General features: G+C 68.8%; 19 protein-coding genes and 1 tRNA gene. 5 read left to right on the forward strand and 15 right to left on the reverse strand.

All coding sequences use genetic code 11. The features are described 5' to 3' along the window. The first annotated feature begins 77 nt into the window (after positions 1-77). Entirely contained in the window at positions 78-2,858 is a 2,781-nt protein-coding gene (locus AC3IPP_RS15040; RefSeq protein WP_489149544.1) for a M14 family metallopeptidase, read from the forward strand. Between the two features lie 134 nt (positions 2,859-2,992). Here AC3IPP_RS15040 and AC3IPP_RS15045 read toward each other — a convergent pair. From AC3IPP_RS15045 to prfA, 7 genes are all read right to left on the reverse strand, one after another. Further along, positions 2,993-3,067, reverse strand: a tRNA-Gly gene (locus AC3IPP_RS15045). Between the two features lie 95 nt (positions 3,068-3,162). Beyond that, positions 3,163-4,116, reverse strand: a complete 954-nt coding sequence (locus tag AC3IPP_RS15050) for a TraB/GumN family protein (protein ID WP_489149545.1) — start codon at positions 4,114-4,116, stop codon at positions 3,163-3,165. 39 nt (positions 4,117-4,155) lie between these two features. Then, positions 4,156-4,353 carry a helix-turn-helix transcriptional regulator gene (locus tag AC3IPP_RS15055; protein WP_003164157.1) on the reverse strand — a complete coding sequence of 66 codons (198 nt, stop codon included), beginning with the start codon at positions 4,351-4,353 and terminating at the stop codon, positions 4,156-4,158. Next, positions 4,350-4,793, reverse strand: a complete 444-nt coding sequence (locus tag AC3IPP_RS15060) for a hypothetical protein (RefSeq protein WP_087139110.1) — start codon at positions 4,791-4,793, stop codon at positions 4,350-4,352. The genes AC3IPP_RS15055 and AC3IPP_RS15060 overlap by 4 nt, the downstream gene beginning before the upstream one ends. Before the next feature lie 10 nt (positions 4,794-4,803). After that, positions 4,804-5,241 (reverse strand): hypothetical protein, encoded by a 438-nt coding sequence (locus tag AC3IPP_RS15065; protein WP_256968056.1) that lies wholly within the window; start codon positions 5,239-5,241, stop codon positions 4,804-4,806. A gap of 85 nt (positions 5,242-5,326) precedes the next feature. After that, positions 5,327-6,541, reverse strand: coding sequence for a DNA recombination protein RmuC (locus AC3IPP_RS15070; protein WP_489149546.1), 1,215 nt, complete (start codon positions 6,539-6,541; stop codon positions 5,327-5,329). 72 nt (positions 6,542-6,613) lie between these two features. After that, positions 6,614-7,681: a peptide chain release factor 1 gene (gene prfA, locus AC3IPP_RS15075; RefSeq protein ID WP_489149547.1), complete on the reverse strand. Its 1,068-nt coding sequence runs from the start codon at positions 7,679-7,681 to the stop codon at positions 6,614-6,616. A 189-nt stretch (positions 7,682-7,870) separates the two neighbouring features. On the opposite strand from prfA, the gene AC3IPP_RS15080 reads away from it, so the two are divergent. Beyond that, a complete protein-coding gene (locus AC3IPP_RS15080) occupies positions 7,871-8,482 on the forward strand; it encodes a response regulator (protein WP_489177421.1) in 612 nt (203 codons plus the stop codon). 79 nt (positions 8,483-8,561) lie between these two features. Further along, positions 8,562-9,341, forward strand: coding sequence for a sulfite exporter TauE/SafE family protein (locus AC3IPP_RS15085; protein WP_087139114.1), 780 nt, complete (start codon positions 8,562-8,564; stop codon positions 9,339-9,341). Here AC3IPP_RS15085 and AC3IPP_RS15090 read toward each other — a convergent pair. The 6 genes from AC3IPP_RS15090 to AC3IPP_RS15115 form a co-directional block, all read right to left on the reverse strand. Further along, positions 9,338-9,934, reverse strand: coding sequence for a glutathione S-transferase N-terminal domain-containing protein (locus tag AC3IPP_RS15090; protein ID WP_489149549.1), 597 nt, complete (start codon positions 9,932-9,934; stop codon positions 9,338-9,340). The genes AC3IPP_RS15085 and AC3IPP_RS15090 overlap by 4 nt on opposite strands. An 11-nt stretch (positions 9,935-9,945) precedes the next feature. Further along, the gene (locus AC3IPP_RS15095; protein ID WP_489149550.1) at positions 9,946-10,209 is read right to left on the reverse strand and encodes a putative hemolysin; all 264 of its coding nucleotides are present in this window, start codon (positions 10,207-10,209) and stop codon (positions 9,946-9,948) included. A gap of 25 nt (positions 10,210-10,234) precedes the next feature. Then, positions 10,235-11,368, reverse strand: coding sequence for a flavodoxin-dependent (E)-4-hydroxy-3-methylbut-2-enyl-diphosphate synthase (ispG, locus tag AC3IPP_RS15100; RefSeq protein WP_489149551.1), 1,134 nt, complete (start codon positions 11,366-11,368; stop codon positions 10,235-10,237). Positions 11,369-11,447: 79 nt separating this feature from the next. After that, a complete protein-coding gene (locus AC3IPP_RS15105; RefSeq protein ID WP_489149552.1) occupies positions 11,448-12,581 on the reverse strand; it encodes a helix-turn-helix domain-containing protein in 1,134 nt (377 codons plus the stop codon). A gap of 99 nt (positions 12,582-12,680) precedes the next feature. Next, complete coding sequence (ptsP, locus tag AC3IPP_RS15110) at positions 12,681-14,960, reverse strand: phosphoenolpyruvate--protein phosphotransferase (RefSeq protein ID WP_087139118.1); 2,280 nt, start codon at positions 14,958-14,960, stop codon at positions 12,681-12,683. Positions 14,961-15,022: 62 nt separating this feature from the next. Continuing rightward, positions 15,023-16,312, reverse strand: a complete 1,290-nt coding sequence (locus AC3IPP_RS15115) for an aspartate kinase (protein WP_087139119.1) — start codon at positions 16,310-16,312, stop codon at positions 15,023-15,025. A 56-nt stretch (positions 16,313-16,368) separates the two neighbouring features. On the opposite strand from AC3IPP_RS15115, the gene ubiG reads away from it, so the two are divergent. Then, the gene (ubiG, locus tag AC3IPP_RS15120; protein WP_489149553.1) at positions 16,369-17,187 is read left to right on the forward strand and encodes a bifunctional 2-polyprenyl-6-hydroxyphenol methylase/3-demethylubiquinol 3-O-methyltransferase UbiG; all 819 of its coding nucleotides are present in this window, start codon (positions 16,369-16,371) and stop codon (positions 17,185-17,187) included. Further along, positions 17,184-17,729: an AAA family ATPase gene (locus tag AC3IPP_RS15125; RefSeq protein ID WP_489149554.1), complete on the forward strand. Its 546-nt coding sequence runs from the start codon at positions 17,184-17,186 to the stop codon at positions 17,727-17,729. Before ubiG ends, AC3IPP_RS15125 begins: the two co-directional genes overlap by 4 nt. Here AC3IPP_RS15125 and AC3IPP_RS15130 read toward each other — a convergent pair. Beyond that, the gene (locus AC3IPP_RS15130) at positions 17,716-18,249 is read right to left on the reverse strand and encodes a GNAT family N-acetyltransferase (protein WP_087139121.1); all 534 of its coding nucleotides are present in this window, start codon (positions 18,247-18,249) and stop codon (positions 17,716-17,718) included. The genes AC3IPP_RS15125 and AC3IPP_RS15130 overlap by 14 nt on opposite strands. Next, positions 18,204-18,671 carry a DUF6265 family protein gene (locus AC3IPP_RS15135; RefSeq protein ID WP_489149555.1) on the reverse strand — a complete coding sequence of 156 codons (468 nt, stop codon included), beginning with the start codon at positions 18,669-18,671 and terminating at the stop codon, positions 18,204-18,206. Before AC3IPP_RS15135 ends, AC3IPP_RS15130 begins: the two co-directional genes overlap by 46 nt. Positions 18,672-18,711 lie beyond the last annotated feature (40 nt).

Below are 18,711 nucleotides of genomic sequence, written 5' to 3' on the forward strand. Positions count from 1 at the left end.
GCGTCCGCGCCTCGAAGACGCCAAGCTGCGCCCAAGCCTCGCAGAAGGCTGATCGAGTGAACGCATCAGGAGTCCGCATGTCCCGTCCCACCCTTGGTTCCGCGCGCCGCTTGGCCGCCGGGCTGGCAGTCCTGGCCCTCTCCTCGACCAGCGCCCTGGCGCTGGAGGCGGCGGCCTCCATCTCCACCGTGCCGGCGGCGACCGCAGCGCCCGCCCGCACCCTGACCACGCCGATGGAAGCGTTCGGCCATGAGGTCGGCGCCGACTATCGCCTGATCACCTACACCCAGTTCGAGCGCTATCTGCACACCCTGGCCGGACAGTCGGACCGGATGAAGCTGCTGGAGATCGGCCGATCATCAGAGGGGCGGACGCAATACCTCTCCGTCGTCTCCTCGCCGCAGAATCTGGCGAACATCGACCGCTATCAGGAGATCGCGCGTCGCCTGGCCAAGGCCGAGGGCGTCAGCGAGGAAGAAGCCCGCGCCCTGGCCGCCGAAGGCAAGGCCGTGGTCTGGATCGACGGCGGCCTGCACTCGACCGAGACGGTACCGCCCCAGGCCCTGATCGCCGCCCTCTATGAATGGCTGACGGCCGAGGACGCCGAGGCCAAGCGCATCCTGGACGACGTGGTCATCCTGTTCGCGCCGCTGAACCCGGACGGGTGGGAGCTGGTCTCCACCTGGTACATGCGCAACGAGGATCCGCTGAAGCGCGAGTACGACAGCATCCCTGTGCTGTATCAGAAGTACGTCGGCCACGATAACAACCGCGACTACTACCTGTCGGCCATGACCGAGACGACCAACGTCAACCGGCAGTTCTTCCGCGAGTGGTTCCCGCAGATCATCTACAACCACCACCAGACAGCGCCGGCGGGGACCGTGGTCTTCATGCCGCCGTTCCGCGACCCCTTCAACTACAACTACGACCCGCTGGTCATGAGCACCCTGTCCGAGGTCGGCGCCGCCATGCACAGCCGCCTGATCGAAGAAGGCAAGCCCGGCTCGACCATGCGCAGCGGGGCGAACTATTCGACCTGGAACAACGGGATGGAGCGCTCCGTCACCTATTTCCACAACGCCGTCGGCCTGCTGACCGAGATCACCGGCCACCCGACGCCCAGCCGGATCAGCCTGATCCCGCAGAACCAGCTGCCGCGCAACGACCTGCCCATGCCGGTCGCGCCCCAGACCTGGCGTTTCGCCCAGTCGATCGACTATTCGCAGTCGATCAACCGCGCGGTGCTGAACTACGCCTCGCGCAACAAGGACCGGACGCTGTTCAACATCTGGCGCATGGGCCAGAACGCCATCGACAAGGGCGAGACCGACACCTGGCGCCTCACTCCCTCGGCGGTGGACGCCCTAAACGCGGCGGCCGGAACGCAAGTCGACGCCCGGCGCGGAATCGACCCCGCCCTGTATGAACAGGTCATGCGCGACCCGGCCCGGCGCGACCCGCGCGGCTATGTCATCCCGGCGGATCAGGCCGACCTGCCCACCGCCGTCGCCTTCCTGAACAGCCTGATCAAGACCGGCGTCGACGTCGAGCGCGCCACACGCGCCTTCACCGTGGGCGGCAAGACCTATCCGGCCGGCTCCTATGTAGTGAAGACGGCCCAGGCCTATCGCCCGCACGTGCTCGACATGTTCGAGCCGCAGGATCACCCGCACGACCTGCAGTATCCGGGCGGCCCGCCCGCCCTGCCCTATGACGCCACCGGCTACACCCTAGCGCTGCAGATGGGCGTGACGTTCGACCGCATCCTCGACGGTTTCGAGGCGCCGACCGAGCGCGTCGCCGACGTCATGGCCCCGCCGCCCGGCAAGATCGAGGGCGCCGGCCGCGCCGGCTGGCTGATCGATCATGCGCCGATCAACGGCTACATCCTGACCAACCGTCTGCTGGCGGCGGGCGTACCGGTCTACTGGCAGGAAGGCGAGACCCGCGCGGGCCGCACGACCCTGGCGCCCGGCGCCCTGTGGATTCCCGCCGACGACAAGGCCCGTCCGATCGTCGAGGCGGCCGTGCGCGACCTGGGCCTGAACGCCCACGCCGTCGCCCGCGCCCCCGGCGGCGAACGGATCACGCTGAAGCCGGTCCGCATCGGCCTGGTCGACCGCTACGGCGGCTCGATGGCCTCAGGCTGGACCAAATGGATGCTCGAACAGTTCGAATATCCGTTCGAGGTGGTCCATCCCCAGCGCCTCGACGCGGGCGACCTGAACAAGGACTTCGACATCCTGCTGTTCGCCTCGGACATGATCCCGGCCGATTTGTCCGCCGCCGCCCAGCGCCCGCAACCGGCGCCGGACAGCATCCCCGCCGAATACCGCAGCTGGCTGGGCCACATCACCGCCGAGAAGACCGTGCCGCAACTGGACGCCTTTGCGCGGGCGGGCGGCAGCGTCGTCACCATCGGCTCAGCCCACCGCCTGGCCGCCGCCATGGGCGCGCCGGTGCAGGACGTGCTGACCGGCGCGGACGGCAAGCCTCTGGCCTCGACCGACTTCTTCATCCCCGGCGCGGTGATGAAGACCGAGGTCGACAACAGCCGCCCCCTGACCTTCGGCGCGTCGCGCCAGATGGACGTCTTCTTCAACCGCAACGCGGGCTTCCGCCATGCGGGCGAAGGGGCCTCCCTGGTGCGCTATCCGCAGCAGGTCTCGGTCTCCAGCGGCTGGGCCATCGGCTCGGACAAGCTGTCAGGCGCCGACGCCGTGCTGGACCTTGAACACGGCCAGGGCCGCGTCATCGTCCTGGGTCCCGACGTGGTGAACCGCGCCCAGGCTCGCGCCTCCAGCCGCCTGCTGTTCAACGCCCTGTTCTACGGCCCGGCGACGACGGCGCGCTGAGTCTCAAGCGTCGCCACGAACAGGAAAGGCCGCCCGGCGATCAACCAGGCGGCCTTTTCATGGATGTAGTCTCTCGGAGGCCGGCGCAAAGCCAACCGCCAGCTTCAGAAAGGCTCTGTCTTTTCGGGGAGTGTTGGAGCGGGTAGCGAGAATCGAACTCGCGACATTCAGCTTGGGAAGCTGACGTTCTACCTCTGAACTATACCCGCGTCGCCGAAGCGAGCGGCGAAGATATAGGGCGCGGGGCAAAAGAAAAGGCCCGGCGAACCGGGCCTTTGGTTTTTTTGACGCCGGTCGCGGCGGATCAGTCGCGGACTTCCTCGACCATCACGCCGCGCTTGGCCAGCATGGCCTGGACGCTGTCGGCCCCCGCCAGGTGCCCCGCGCCGACCGAGATGAAGGCCGTGCCCGAGCCTTCCAGCAGGGTCACGATCTGATTGGTCCAGTCGGTGTTGCGGCGCGTCAGCATGACCTCGAACATTTCGGGCGATTCCGCCTTCATCTCCTGGCCGATCAGGGCGTCCAGGCCGTCCACGTCGCCGGTCGACCAGGCGCCCACCATGCGGCCCAGGAACTCCGGCGCCTGATCGAACTCCTTCAGACCCGAGCGCAGCATGGCCAGTTGCGCCTCTTCCGACATGTCGGCGATGAAGCCGATCTGCTGGGGCATGGTTTCAAAGCCCTTGATCGGCTTGCCGGTCGCGGCGGCGCGGGCGTGCAACACCTGGTCCCCGCCGTTCTGCGGCAGGTAGCCGGCCTTGGTGATGCTGGCCATGGCCAGTTGCAGGGCCGCAAACCACGGACGCAGCGGGTCCAGTTGGGCGGCCGTCGCGCCGATCGAGCGCGCGGCGGCGTCGAGGTCGGCCTGTTCCTCGGCGGTCAGCAGGCTGGACAGGGGACGGTCAGGCGAGACCCCCTTGGACTGGATGATCGGCACCGCGCCGGCCACGTCGTTCAGGTCGGCGATCTCGAACCAGTATTCGTCGGCGCTGGCGAAGGCGCGGTCCAGCTTGGCGCTGCCCCACGGCGTCTCGGGTTTCAGCACATGGACGGTGCCGAACAGATAGAGGGTCGAATCCGCATCCTTCACCACCCACAGGCGCGGCCCGGACCCGACCGGGGCGACGGTCACAGCGGCGGGATCGGCGGCCACGGGCGCGGCCTGGGCCAGCGCAGGCGTGGTCGGCGCCAGCAGGACGGCCGCCAGGGCGGCGGCGGAGACGGAGGCGGCGGCGCGGCTCCAGAGTCGGCGGATCATGGTCAGGCTCCTAAGGGTCGCAAGGGGAGAAAACAGCCGTCAGCCTTCTTCATCGATGAAGATGGACTCGATCGGCATCTGGAACAGCCGGGCGATCTTGAACGCCAGCGGCAGGGAAGGGTCGTAGCGGCCGGTCTCGAGCGCGTTCACCGTCTGACGCGACACGCCCAGTTCGTCAGCCAGGTGCGCCTGGCTCCAGTCGCGTTCGGCGCGCAGCACCTTGAGACGGTTCTTCATGCGCGCCCCTCCTTGCCGGGACGCGACAGGTTGAAACGCGCCACCTGGGCCATCGCCTCGCCGAACAGGAAACCGCCTGCAGGCAGCGTCGCCAGCATGACAGGGCTGGCTCCATCGCCCATCAGGCTCGAGATGACGAACAGGGTCGAGCCGTAGGCCAGGGCCCACCAGCCGCCCTGAGCCTGCGCCATCAGGGCCAAACGCTCTTCCAGCTCATCGATCGCCGCCTGTCGGCGAAGCACGGCGATCCAGACGAAGACAGGCAGAACAACGGCGGCGGCGGCCAGCGCCTTCAAAGGCAGCGCGTCGCCGCCCTTGGACAGATAGGCGCCGCCCCAGGCGGCGCCGGCGAGCCAGACGACGCCCGCCGCCATCTTCAGCAGAAACAACACACCGGTTCGGGCCAGGGGCCTGTCGCCCAGGAAAGCGCTATCGCTCACGACATCCTCCTCAACGACGGCCCAACCACCACCAGGCCCAAGCCAGGCCGTAGCCGGTGAGTTGGAACAGAAGAATGGCCAGCATGCCTGCCCCGATCAGATCGGCGGGCGTCTCGCCCAGGCTGGCGGGAACAGCGATGTCCGCCGGGCGCGTGGTCAACACCATCATGAGAACAAGGCCAATCAGCATTCCGGTGCTGCCGCCCCAGTACCAGGCCCATTTGTGCGCTTCGCGCGCCGCCTCGTCGAGACGGCTCCACCACCAGAAGGACACGCCCAGGACGGCGACCATCATCACGACGGTGAAGGCCAACGTCGTCCAGAACGCCCCCGAACCGGGACGATCGGCCAGGAAACCGCTGGCCAGACCGCCGACAACGCCGATCAGCAAGACCAACCCGAACAGCGCGGCGACGCCTTTCAAGCCGAGAGGTTTCGTCGATTTCATGGGCCCCGCCGCACGTGAACTGATTTGACAAGCAAGTTTTACAGCCCGACCGCAGGGCGTCAAGCATGTTTGTCACATCCAGTCGTCACTCCGGGGCGTTTAGCAGCTCCGGGCGGCTGAGGGCGCGAGGGGACTGCTCGACGGCGTTCAGTTCGGGCAGCTCCTTGCCCTCATGGTCGACCTTCAGATCCTCGAAGCGGCGGGCCGATACCATGACCTGGCTTTCCAGCGAGCCGACGAACTGATTGTAGCGGCCGACCGCCGCGTCCAGCGCCTTGCCGACCGAGGCGGCGTGGCCGCCCATGACCGACAGGCGCTTGTAGAGCTCCTTGCCCAGCCTGGCGACGTCCTCGGCGTTCTTGGCCTGCTCCTCGGCGCGCCAGCCGTAGGCGACGGCCTTGCATAGGGCGAACAGGGTGGTCGGCGTGACGATGACCACGCGCGAGGCCATGGCCGTGGTCATCAGGTCCGGCTCGTGATCCAGCGCAGCGGCCAGGAAGGCGTCGCCCGGCACGAACATGGCGACGAAGTCGGGGCTGGGCTTGAACTGGTCCTGGTAGGCCTTGGACGACAGCTGGCGCACATGAGTCTTCATGCTCGCGGCGGTGCGCAGGGACATGGCGCGGGCCTGGGCCTCTTCGTCGCCGTCGGCCTCGTCGGCGAAGGCCAGGGACACCTTGGCGTCGATGACGAACATGCCGCCGCCGGGCAGTTTGACGATGAAGTCCGGGCGCTGCTGACGGCCCTCGTCGGTCGCCGAGGAGTTCTGCTCCTCGAAGTCGAAGCGACCGGCCATGCCCGCCGCCTCCAGCACGTTGCGGCAGGTCTGCTCGCCCCAGCGGCCGCGGCGGCCGGTGTTGCCCTTCAGCGCCTCGGTCAGGCGCCGCGCCTCGTCGCGGGTAGCGGTCGAGGCGGCCATCAGCAGGCCGAGCTGTTCCTTCAGACCGCCGGTCTCGTCGGCGCGCGCCTTCTCCAGCGCCGTGACGTGTTCCTGGAACTTGGCCAGGGTGTCGGACACGGGCTTGAGCTGGGCCTCCATCCGCTCGCGCGCGACGCGGTCCTGGGCCTGGAAGGTCTCGGTGGCGCGGGCGACCAGCTTGGACGCCACGGCCTCGGCCGACTGGGCGGCCTGGGCCTTGAGGAACTCCGCCATGGAGTCCCGGCTCTCCTCCATCAGCGCCAGTCGTGCATCGGCGACGTCCAGCGCGCCGCGTGTCTTCTGCCAGCCCATATAGGCCCACAAAAAGCCGCCCGCGGCGATCGCCACAAAGGCCAACAGGATGATGTCCAGCATGTTCATGCTCCGTTCCTAGCGGGAGTCGGAGCCAGATTAAAGCCGGGCGGCGTCAGGTGCGGACGCCGCTGAACCCGATCAGCCCAGTTCGGCTTCCAGATCGGCCAGGCGGGCGGCCTGGTCCTCGGCGATCAGGGCGTTGAGCATGGGGTCGAGGTCGCCCTCGAGAATCTGCGGCAGGCTGTGCAGGGTCAGGCCGATGCGGTGATCCGTCACCCGTCCTTGCGGGAAGTTGTAGGTGCGGATGCGCTCGGAGCGATCGCCCGAGCCGACCTGGGACTTGCGCGCATCCGAACGGGCGGCGTCCTTGGCCTGGCGCTGCATGTCATAGAGACGCACGCGCAGATTCTTCATCGCCTTGTCGCGGTTCACGTGCTGCGACTTCTCGGACGAAGTGGCGACGATGCCGGTCGGCAGGTGGGTGATGCGCACCGCCGAGTCGGTCTTGTTGACGTGCTGGCCGCCCGCGCCGGACGAGCGGTAGGTGTCGATGCGGATGTCCTTGTCGAGAATCTCGATCTCGACGTCCTCGACCTCGGGCAGAACGGCGACCGTGGCCGCCGAGGTGTGGATGCGCCCGCCCGCCTCGGTCGTCGGCACGCGCTGGACGCGGTGGACGCCGCTCTCGAACTTCAGGCGGCCGAAGACGCCCTCGCCGCTGACGGTGGCGATGATCTCCTTGAAGCCGCCGGCGTCGCCCTCGGCGGCGCTGTCGATCTCGACCCGCCAGCCGCGCGTGGAGGCGTAGCGCGAATACATGCGGAACAGATCGCCCGCGAACAGGGCCGCCTCGTCGCCGCCGGTGCCCGCGCGCACTTCCAGCACGGCCGAGGCGTTTTCATCGGCGTCGCGCGGGGCCAGCAGCAGGGCGACCTCGCGCTCCAGACCCGGCAGGCGCTCGGTCAGGGCGTCCAGCTCATCGACGGCCAGGGCGGCCATTTCCGGGTCGGCGGCCATGGCCTTGAGGTCGTCCGCCTCGGCGCGGGCGCGGGCCAGAGCCTGCACCGCGTCGGCCACCGGCTTGAGCTCGGCGTGCTCCTTCGACAGGCGCACGATCTCGACGCCGTCGGTGGCCGCGCCCATGCGCGCCTCCACCTGATGGAAGCGGTCGAGCACCTGATCGAGCCGGGCCTGAGGCAGTCGCAACGGCGTGTCCTTGCTGAGAAAATCGAGCGCGGAGCCTTACCCGCGACGCGCCGCCCTGTCGATAAAAACGCCTCTACACGCGCTCATGGAGCAATTGTGAACAGCCGTCACAAGCCCGTCAGCCCAGTTTCTTCGCAACTGCAAAACCCCTAGCTCCTGTAAGGCTGAAACAAAACAGGAGACAGGGGCATGACCGTCATCAAGCCTCAGAACGCCGCCCCGCCGGGCGCGGCGAACACTGATGCGGCGCGACTGTGCGCCCTCTACGACGGCCTGTTGCAGACGGGCGGCGTCGTGTCGACCGAGGCCGAACGCGAGCTAAAAGCTCTGGCCAAGATCTTCGACCTGGACGCCCAGCGCCCGGCCGCCGAACTGTGGCCCTACGTCCGGGCCGTCCTGGTGCGGCAGGCGCCGCCGGAAGCCGTCTCGATCCCGGTCGAGATCGAGCCGAAGACCGTGCTGCTAGTCGAGGACGACGCCGACGCCGCCGCCCATCTGACCGAGGCGCTGGACGCCGCTGGACACCGTGTGGTCGGCCCCTTCCACAGCGCCGAGGCGGCCGAGGCGGCGACAGCCCTGCATTCCATCGACCTGGCCCTGCTGGATATCAATCTGTCCGGCGAGGCGACGGGCGTGGACCTGGCGCGCAAGCTGAAATCGCGCTGGGGCATGCCGGTCATCTTCCTGTCCGGCGACGTGACCGCGGCGGCGCACAACGCCGAACTGGCGGCCGCCATGGTGATCAAACCCTACACCGGCCGCGACGTGCTGGACGCCATCGCCCGGCTGGAGTTCGCCTGACGCCCGATACGACAGCCATTGCCAGGCGGGTCGCGACCTGCGTCTGATGGCCCTGAACCCCACCCGCCTGAGGCGCTGAATGGACACCTTCTTCCTGTTCCTGCTGGTCGGTGTCCTGGCTCAGGCGGTCGACGGCGCCCTGGGCATGGCCTACGGCGTCATCTCTTCCTCGGTGCTGCTGGCGCTGGGCGTGCCCCCGGCCACGGCCTCGGCCAGCGTCCACGCCGCCGAGGTCTTCACCACCGCCGCTTCAGCCGGAAGCCACGTTTGGCACAAGAACGTCGAATGGCGGCTGCTGCTGCCCCTGGCCGTCGCCGGCGTGGTCGGCGGGGTGCTGGGCGCCTATGTGCTGACGGGATTGGAGGCCTCGACCATCAAGCCCTTCGTCGTCGGCTATCTGGCGCTGGTCGGGGTGTGGATCCTGTGGCGCGCCGGCCATGACATCCGTCCACGCCACCTGCCCGCCTGGGTCACGGCGCCGCTGGGGCTGGTCGGCGGTTTTCTGGACGCCGTGGGCGGCGGCGGCTGGGGGCCGACCGTCTCTTCGACCATGGTCGGCGCCGGGCATGAGCCGCGCAAGGCCATCGGCACGGTGAACACGGCCGAGTTCTTCCTGACCGTGGCCGTCTCGGCGACCTTCGTCTGGGCCCTGGTCAGCGGCCACTGGGAGGAGGCCGGCGCGCTGAAGAACCATGCGGCGGCCGTCGGCGGGCTGGTGGTGGGCGGCCTGATCGCCGCCCCCTTCGCCGGGCTGATCGTCAAGAAAGTCCCGCGCAAGGTCCTGACCTATGCGGTCGGTTTCCTGCTGCTGATCCTGGCCGCCTTCCAGGGCGCCCAGTTGCTGAAGCTGATCGGTTAGCGCGGGAAGGTGTCGATGAAGCTGGGGCGCTGCTCCAGCGCCGCCTGCAGGGCGACCAGGTTCGGGCGGCCCGTCTTCCAGTCGTAGTCCGGGTGGCGGAAGCCGATCCAGGTGACGGCGATCCCCGCCGTCAGCACGCCCATGTCCAGGGCCTCTGCGTCCGGCGCGGCGGCCTCCAGCGCATCGAGAGCGCGGCCCATGTTGACGGTCCAGCGCGCGATCCACGACGGCGAGCGTTCATGCTCGGGCCGACGCTTCTCCAGCACCAGCTTGACGCCCATCTCCAGCGCGGCGTTGGCCAGGGTCTCCAGCCGCTTGACCCGCAGGCGCTCCGCCCCCTCGGCCGGCAGCAGACGCGGCCCGGCGCCCAGCACATCCAGGTATTCGGCGATGACGGGGCTGTCGGTCAGCGGCAGGCCGTCCTCGGCGATCAGGGTCGGAACCTGCACTACGGGATTGGTCGACAACAGTTCCGGCGCATCGCCATAGGGATCGACGACGATCTCCTCGATCCGGTCGGCCAGGCCCTTTTCACGGGCGACGATGCGAACCTTGCGCGCGAAGGGCGAGGGGGTGGTGATGTAGAGTTTCATTGTAGCCGTCTTCACTCCGCCGCTTGGGGCGCCACGCAGCGCTTGTCGCGGAACAGGGCCCATTCCTCGCACTGACGGCCGTCTTCAAAGACGCAGACGCCGTACTCGCCGCCCTGGGCGTCGCGGCGGATTTCGGACTTGCCGCCCTCGCGCTGACAGTTGACCGAAGCGGGGTTGGCCATGCCGACGGCCTGAGACGACGGCTCAACCTCAGGCGCCGGCGCGCAGGCCGTCCCCGCCAACAGCGCCATCGCCAGGATTGCGTGTTTCAGCATCGTCTCTCCCCCTCGTTTCGCCCGACTATTCGGCCGCCTTGCGGGCGGCGTCCAGTTCGGCGGCCTTGGCTTCGACCTGGGCGACAATCTCGTCGATCATGCCGTCGTTGGCCTGTTTGTGAGCGATCTTGCCGTTCAGATAGACCATGCCCGCCCCCTTGCCGCCGCCGGTGAAGCCGATGTCGGTATAGAGGGCCTCGCCCGGCCCGTTGACCACGCAGCCGATGATCGACAGCGACATGGCCGTCGAGACGTGCGCCAGGCGTTCTTCCAGAATTCCCACCGTCTCGATGACGTTGAAGCCCTGACGGGCGCACGACGGACAGGCGATGATGTTCACCCCCCGGTGACGCAGGCCCAGCGATTTCAGGATGTCGAAACCGACCTTGATCTCTTCGACCGGATCGGCGGCCAGGGACACGCGGATGGTGTCGCCGATGCCCGACCACAGCATGTTGCCCATGCCGATGGCCGATTTGATGGTGCCCGTGCGCAAGGGGCCCGCCTCGGTCACGCCCAGATGCAGCGGGCAGTCGATGGCGTCGGCCAGTTGCTGATAGGCCGCCACCGTCAGGAAGGGGTCGGACGCCTTCACTGAAATCTTGAACTCGTGGAAGTCCAGATCCTGAAGAATGCGGGCGTGGTTCAGGGCGCTTTCCACCATCGCATCGGGGCAGGGCTCGCCGTACTTCTCCAGCAAATCCTTCTCCAGCGACCCGGCGTTGACGCCGATGCGCATAGAGCAGCCGTGGTCGCGAGCCGCTTGGACGACTTCCTTGACCCGGTCGATCGAGCCGATGTTGCCGGGGTTGATGCGCAGACAGGCCGCGCCCGCCTGGGCCGCCTCAATGCCGCGTTTGTAGTGGAAGTGGATGTCGGCCACGAGCGGTACGCGAGCCTCGCGTGCGATGGTCCGGAAGGCCGCCGTCGACTCCCCATCCGGGCAGGAGACACGGACGATGTCGGCCCCGGCCTCTTCCAGCTGACGGATCTGATCCAGCGTCGCCGCCGCGTCGGTCGTCGGCGTATTGGTCATCGACTGGACGCTGATCGGGGCGTCGCCGCCGACAGGGACGGAGCCGACCATGATCTGGCGGCTCTTGCGGCGCTCGATGTGGCGCCAGGGACGGATATGGCCGAGTTCGGAATGGTCTCTCATGACGCCGGGAACATAGGACAGGAAGAGCGGCAAAACCACGACAGGCGGCGAAAGATCGCGCCTCCGCTCGCCAAAAAGATCAGCCGGCCGCGGGCGGGGCGGCGGACGGCGCTTGAGCGGCGGCGGGGGCCGTGACCGCTGGCGTCGCAGCAGCCGCCGCCGCGGCGGCCGCCTGGGCCGCGCGGGCGCGGGCCTCGACGGCGGCGGCGGCGCGGGCCTCGGACTCACGCGCGGCCGCCTGGGCGCGATTGTTCAGCGACCCGAGCGGCGACTGAGGCGCGGGCAGGACGCCGCCGTGCTCGCCGTTCAGATAGACGTCGAAGGCGGCCGGATCGGGCGTGTCGATTGTGGCCGACAGGCCCGGAGGCGCGCGCCAGGCTTCGCCCGCCGCCAGTTGGCGCGCGAACAGGATGCGCCCGTCGCCCTGGCGGATGACCAGGATGGCGGGTTTGCGCGCCTGTAGAATGACCTGAGAGGCCGTGGCAGAGGCGCCGTAGATGGCCCCCCGCGGGTTGAAGGCGGCTTGCACCGGCGGCGCGGGCGGCGGGACGGCGTTGGGGTCGTCCGGGTCGATCCCGGTCAACTGAGCCTCAAGCCCCGGCGTGATGTACATGGCCGGCGTCGTCTGGTCCGGCGGGGCCGCCTTGGGCGCGCCGAGATAGAGGGCGCGGTCCCGTTGATGATCGGCCTGCTCGGCCCAGTCCTTGGGCACGGCGACCAGGTCCGAAGGGTGCGGCGCCTCGATGCGGTTGATGCGCTGGAAAACGTTCCAGCCGATCACCACCGCCAGGAAGACGCCGATGACGCCCAGGATCTTGGGCGAGTTCTGGCGCATCTGCTGCAGGGCGGCGCCCGTCGGCGGCTGCAGCGGCACCGCCGCATCGGGATATTCCTGCTTGAACCGCTCAACCGCGTTCAACTCGTCCAGACCCAGCGCCCCAGCGTAGGCGCGCACATAGCCCATGGAGAAGATACGCGACGGCAGGACGGCGTATTCGCCCTGCTCCAGCGCGGTCAGGAAACGCGGATGCACCCGCGTCTTGGTCGACAGCTCGGCCAGGGACAGGCCCGACGCCAGACGCGCGGCGCGCAGAGAGGCGCCCAGGGAATCGTCCGAGGGCTCCTCAGGCGTCGCTTCAGGCGTCGCCTCCGGGGTCTGATCCAGCGTCGCGTCGGCGTCGAAGTCGAACGCGGCTTGCCGATCCTGGTCCATAGGGTCGGGGTTCCGTCACGCAGGGGCGCCGATGCGCCCGTCCTCCCCGCTTAGACGAGGCCGCAAGCGCGGGCAACGCGGGAAAGCGGCCCCGCTTGTTCAGACTTCGACGTTGAGCTTGCGCGCCAGGGACTCGATCTCGCCGCGCACCGACCCGGCCGAAGAGCCGAGCAGAACGTTCATCCCCCGCCGCGCCGCGTTCAGATCGGCCGACAGGATCATGCGCTTGACCGGCCCCACCCCGCCCGCCGGAACCGACAGACGGTTGTAGCCCAGGGTGATCAGGGCGAAGGCCTCCAGCGGGCGGCCGGCCAGCTCGCCGCAGACCGAGACCGGCGTGGCGCTGTCGGCGCACTTCTGCTGGATATCGGCCAGGGCGCGCAGGAAGGGCGGCGACAGGGGATCATAGCGGTCCGCCACGCGCGGGTTCGTCCGGTCGGCGGCGAACATGTACTGCAGCAGGTCGTTGGTGCCGATCGAAACGAAGTCGGTCAGCGGCAGAAGGGCGTCCAGGTGCCACAGCAAGCTGGGGCATTCGATCATGGCCCCGACCCGCAACAAGGACGGCAGCGGCCGCCCCCGGCGCCGCGCCCAGTCGCATTCGACATCGACCAGTTCACGCGCGGCGCGGAACTCGTCCACCGTGGCGATCATGGGGAACATGACGCGCAGCTCGCGCCCGGCGGCGGCGCTGAGCAGGGCGCGCAACTGCATCCGCAGCAGAGCCGGGCGATCCAGGCCCAGGCGGATCGCGCGGCGGCCGAGCGCCGGGTTTTCTTCGCGCTCATTGTCGAGATAGGGCAGCACCTTGTCGCCGCCGATGTCCAGCGTGCGGAAGGTGACGGGCCGGTCGCCCGCGGCATCCAGCACCAGCTTGTAGAGCGCCGCTTGGGCGTCCAGACGCGGCAGCTCGTCGGAGACCATGAACTGGAATTCAGTGCGGAACAGGCCGATGCCCTCGGCCCCGGTGGCGTCCAGATTCTCCAGGTCCACCGCCAGTCCGGCGTTGGCCAGCAACATGATGCGCTTGCCGTCCCTGGTGACGGCGGGGGTGTCGCGCAACTGATCGAACTCGGCGCGGCGCTGTTCGCGCACGGCCATACGGCTCTCGACCGCCGCCAGCATGTCGGGGCGGGGCCGCAGATAGGCCTCGCCCGTCTCGCCGTCGACGATGACCTGGTCGCCCTCGGTCAGACGATCGCGCAGACCCTGAAGGCGGCCGACGCAAGGAATCTGAAGCGCGCGGGCGACGATGGCCGCGTGGGCGGCGGCCGAGCCTTCTTCCAGCAGCAGGCCGCGCAGCTTGTGGCGCGGATATTCCAGCAGGTCCGCCGGCCCCAGGTTCTTGGCCACCAGGATGGCGTCGTCAGGCAGGTCGCGCTGGCCCGGATGATCGCCCGCCATCAGCCGCAGCAGGCGGTTGGCCAGATCCTCGAAGTCGTGCAGCCGCTCGCGGATATAGGGGTCGCGGGCGTTGGCGAAGCGGGCGCGATGTTCGTTGCGGACGCGGTCGACGGCGGCCTCGGCCGTCAGGCCCGAGCGCACCGCCTCTTCTAGCGACCGGTTCCAGCCCCGGTCGTCAGCGAACATCCGATAGGTCTCGAGCACCTCATAGGGGGTGCCGCCCAGCTTGCCCTGGCTGCCCTCCAACAGGGCGTCGATGCTGGTGCGCAGACGCTCCAGCGCCTCCTTGAGCCGCACCTCTTCGGCGGCGGGATCGTCGGACAGCAGCTGTTCCGGCGCGATCGGCGCCTCGTGCAGCACCGCCTGTCCGAACGACAGACCTTCGGCGAACTTCTGCCCCTTCAGCCGCTCGGGCCGGTGGGGCGCCACCTCGACGTCGCGCAGCTCCTCCAGCGCCAGCAGTTCGCCCGAGGCCACCGTCTCGGCCAGGACCATGGCGATGGTCTGGATGTCCTCGACCTCTTCCTCGTCATAGCGACGGGCGGCGCGGTTCTGGACGACCAGGACGCCGATGGCCCGGCCGCCGCGCAGCAGGGGCGCGCCGAGGAAGGCGTGATAGGGATCTTCGCCGGTTTCGGGCCGATAGGAGAAGCTGGGATGCGACTGCGCGTCCGACAGGCTGATCGGCGCGGCCGTGCGGGCCACCTCGCCGACCAGGCCCTCGCCGGGGCGCAGGCGGGTGTTGTGGACGGCCTCGGGGTTCAGGCCCTCGGTGGCGAACAGCTCAAGCTCGCCTGAGGCGCGCCGCAGATAGATGGAGCAGACCTCGGCCACCATGGAGCGGGCGATGATCCGCACCACCATGTTCAGCCGGTCCTGCGCAGGCGCGCCGCCGCCGGCCCCGGCCAGAGCCTCGCGAATCTGGCGCAGCAGAAGGCGGGGCCCCCTCGCCGTCACTGCCACGCCCTTGACCATGCCTGCTCCCGCCTTGCCGCCCTCTGGTTTCAGCTTCCAGATAGGGCGGCGATTCCGTTATCCTAGTCTTCCGCGTCCAGACCGTAGGCCGCGTGCAACGCCCGAACCGCCAACTCAGCGTAATCCGAATCGATCAGCACGCTGATCTTGATCTCGGAGGTCGAGATGGCCTGGAACTTCACGCCCTTGTCGGCAAGGGCGCGGAACATGGTCTGGGCCACGCCGGCGTGGCTTCTCATGCCCACGCCGATCACCGAGACCTTGGCCACGTCGTCGTCGACGCGCAGCTCCTCAAAGCCGATGTCCGCCTTGGCGGCCGTCATCAGCTCGGCGGCGCGGCGCGCGTCGCGGCGGCCGGTCGTGAAGGTCAGGTTGACCGCGCCTTCGGTGCGGGCCTGGCTCTGCACGATCATGTCGACGTTGACCTCGGCCTCGGCCAGGCGAGTGAAGACGTCGGCTGGCGCATCCGTCCGGTCCGACAGGCCAAGCAGCGTGATCCGGGCTTCGTCCCGGCTCATGGTCACGCCGGAAACGATGCGCTTTTCCACGATCTCATCCTCGTCGCAAATCAGGGTGCCGGCGTGTTGCGGCAGGTTTCCGTTTTCATCCGGTTCGATGAAGCTGGACAGGACGCGCACCGGCACGCGCTTGTGCATGGCCAGCTCGACCGAGCGGGTCTGAAGCACCTTGGCGCCCAGCGACGCCATCTCCAGCATTTCTTCGTAAGAGACCTTCTCCAGGCGCCGGGCGCGGCTCTGGATGCGCGGGTCGGTCGTATAGACGCCGTCCACGTCGGTATAGATGTCGCACGGCGCGCCCAGGGCCGCCGCCACCGCCACGGCCGAGGTGTCCGAGCCGCCCCGACCCAGGGTGGTGATGCGCCCGTCGCGGGTCACGCCCTGGAAGCCCGGCACGATGGCGATCTCGCCCGCGTCGAGCGCGGCCCCCAGCGCGTCGCCGGGCACCTCTTCGATGCGGGCGCGGCCGTGGGCGTCATCGGTCAGGATCGGGATCTGCCACCCCATCCAGCTACGCGCCTTGAACCCCATGTTGCGCAGGGTCAGGGCCAACAGGCCCGACGTCACCTGCTCGCCCGAGGCGACCACCACGTCGTATTCGTCATCCGACAGGACGCCGTCGCCGTACAGGCCGGGCGCCGCCGCGCCGACGCCGTCGGTCCAGGCGACCAGCTCATTGGTCTTGCCCGCCATGGCCGAGACGACCACGGCCACCTTCTTGCCCCTGCCGGCTTCGGCGGCGACGATGCGCGCCGCGCGACGGATGCGTTCCAGGTCGGCCATGGAGGTGCCGCCGAACTTCATCACCAACCGGTTCGTGTCGGCCCGCGTCATCCTGGCGTCTGATCCCCTGCTTGCATGGCGGGCGAAGGCGGTCCATGCCTCACCCCATGCCCGCTTCTAACGACAGCCTTGATCCGCGCAAACCCCAAAGCGAAGAGGGTTTTTCACCCTTTGCAACCGATCGTGCCGAGGGGCCGAGCATCGATCCGGCCGATGTGGCGCGCTTTTCGGCTCAGGCGGCCGAGTGGTGGGACCCCAAGGGCCCCTTCGCCCCGCTTCACCGCTTCAACCCGGCGCGGCTGAAATTCGTGCGCGACCGGGCGGCCGAGCATTTCGAGCGCGACGTCCGAGGACGGGCTCCGTTCAGCGGCCTCAGCCTGATCGACATCGGCTGCGGCGGCGGCCTGATCGCCGAGCCGATGCGGCGCATGGGCTTTGAGGTCACCGCCATCGACGCCTCGTCCGAGAACATCGGCACCGCCCGCGCCCACGCCGAACAGGTCGGTCTGGACATCGCCTATCGCGCCGCCACGGTGGAGCAGATGGTCGAGGCGGGCGCCGGCCCCTTCGACGTCGTGCTGACGATGGAGGTCATCGAACACGTCGCCGACCCGGAAGCCTTCATCCGCGCCTGCTCAAAGCTCATCAAGCCGGGCGGCATCATGATCGTCGCCACCCTGAACCGCACGCTGAAGGGGCTGCTGCTGGGCAAGGTCGCGGCGGAGTATGTGCTGCGCTGGGTGCCGGCGGGCACCCACGACTGGCGCCAGTTCCTCAAGCCCGATGAACTGCGCGCCATGCTGGACGGCGAGCCCCTGACCGTCACCGGCCCCTATGGGCTGGCCTATGATCCGCTGAACGACCGCTGGAGCGAGGGCGACGACGTGGGCATCAACTACATGATGATGGCGACCCGCGACGCATGAGCGGCCCGCGCCGCATCGTCCTGACCGGCGGTCCCGGCTCGGGCAAGACCTCCCTGCTGGAAGCGCTGTCGGCGGCGGGTCATGCGACCTCGCCCGAGGCCGGGCGGGCGATCATCCGCCGCCAGCAGGCCATCGACGGCGAGGCCCTGCCGTGGAAGGACCGCGCCCTGTTCGCCGAACTGATGCTCGATCGCGAGCTTGAGGCTCACACCGGCGCCGAGGGCGCCGCCGGGCCCGTCTTCTTCGATCGCGGCGTTCCGGACGTGGTCGGTTATCTGACCCTGTGCGGCCTGCCGGTCCCGGCCCATATGGAGCGGGCGGCGCAGGACATCCGCTACGACCGGCGCGCCTTCATCGCCCCCGTCTGGCCCGAGATCTTCGGGCAGGACGCCGAACGCAAACAAGATCTGGACGAGGCCCGCCGCACCTTCGACGCCATGGTCGAGACCTATCCGCGCTTCGGCTATGAGTTGATCGAACTGCCGAAGGCGCCCGTCGCCGAACGTCTGACCTTCGTGCTGAAGACGCTTACAGCGGCCTGACCATATAGCGGGCGTCGTCGCCGTAGCTGGCCAGCTTCTCGGCCATGCCTGGCGGGTTCTGGATCTCGAAGCCGTTGCGCGCCCAGAAGCTGGATGCGTCATTGACCGCCACCAGGGCGACCGCCGGCCAGCCCGCCGCCTTGGCCTGCTCGGCCAGGCGCTCGACCACCGGCCGGGTGTGGCCGCCGCCGCGCGTGTCCGGGTGCAGGGCCAGGTCATGCAGATAGACCACCTCGGCCTCGGCCGGGATGGCGTCGATCAGCACGTTCAGCGCCGGGGCCGCATTCAGCTTCCAAGGATAGGCGACCAGATAGCCCATGACCGGCCCGTCTTCGGCGGCCAGGACGAAGCAGCCCTCGGGGTGCAACTCCAGGCGGTTGGCGAAGCAGGCGCGCTCTTCCGGATGATCGGGGAAGGACAGCTGGGCCACCGCGACCACGCCGTCGAGGTCGTCCGCCGTCATCGGCCGCCAGCTCAGAGTGGACAGCGGGCGTTCAGCTCCGCCCTGTTGAATCGCCATTGCACGCTCCGGTTCTCGTCATCGTCCGCCCCTTCGATCCGGGCGGTCAGTCTATCCCCCGCGCGTTCATAGATGATGCGGTGCGGAAAGTCGTTGTCGGGGTTGGCGAAAACCGCCCGCTGCGGGCCGCTGTCGATCAGCCGGAAGGGCGTCGCGGGCGCTCCGTCGGGCTGGGCGAAATAGGCCAGGCCACCGTCCTTCAGGGGACCGATACGGGCGCTCTCAAAACCGCTGCGGCCATTGCGCACAGTCACCGAGTGGCCGACGATCAGCCCCGCACGCGGGTCGCTCCAGGTCTCGGAGGCCTCGCGCCCGTCGGAACAGTCCAGCCAATAGCCCGCCAGCCATGACAGGTCGGGCGCAGACGTCGCAGGCGCGGTGGTCTGCAACAGGACGGCGGCCAGCAGGCTGAAAACGGACATGGGCTCTTCCCTCCTCAAGGACGGAAGGGAGCTTACGCCG

The sequence above is a fragment of the Brevundimonas sp. KH_060 genome (genome assembly GCF_057838275.1).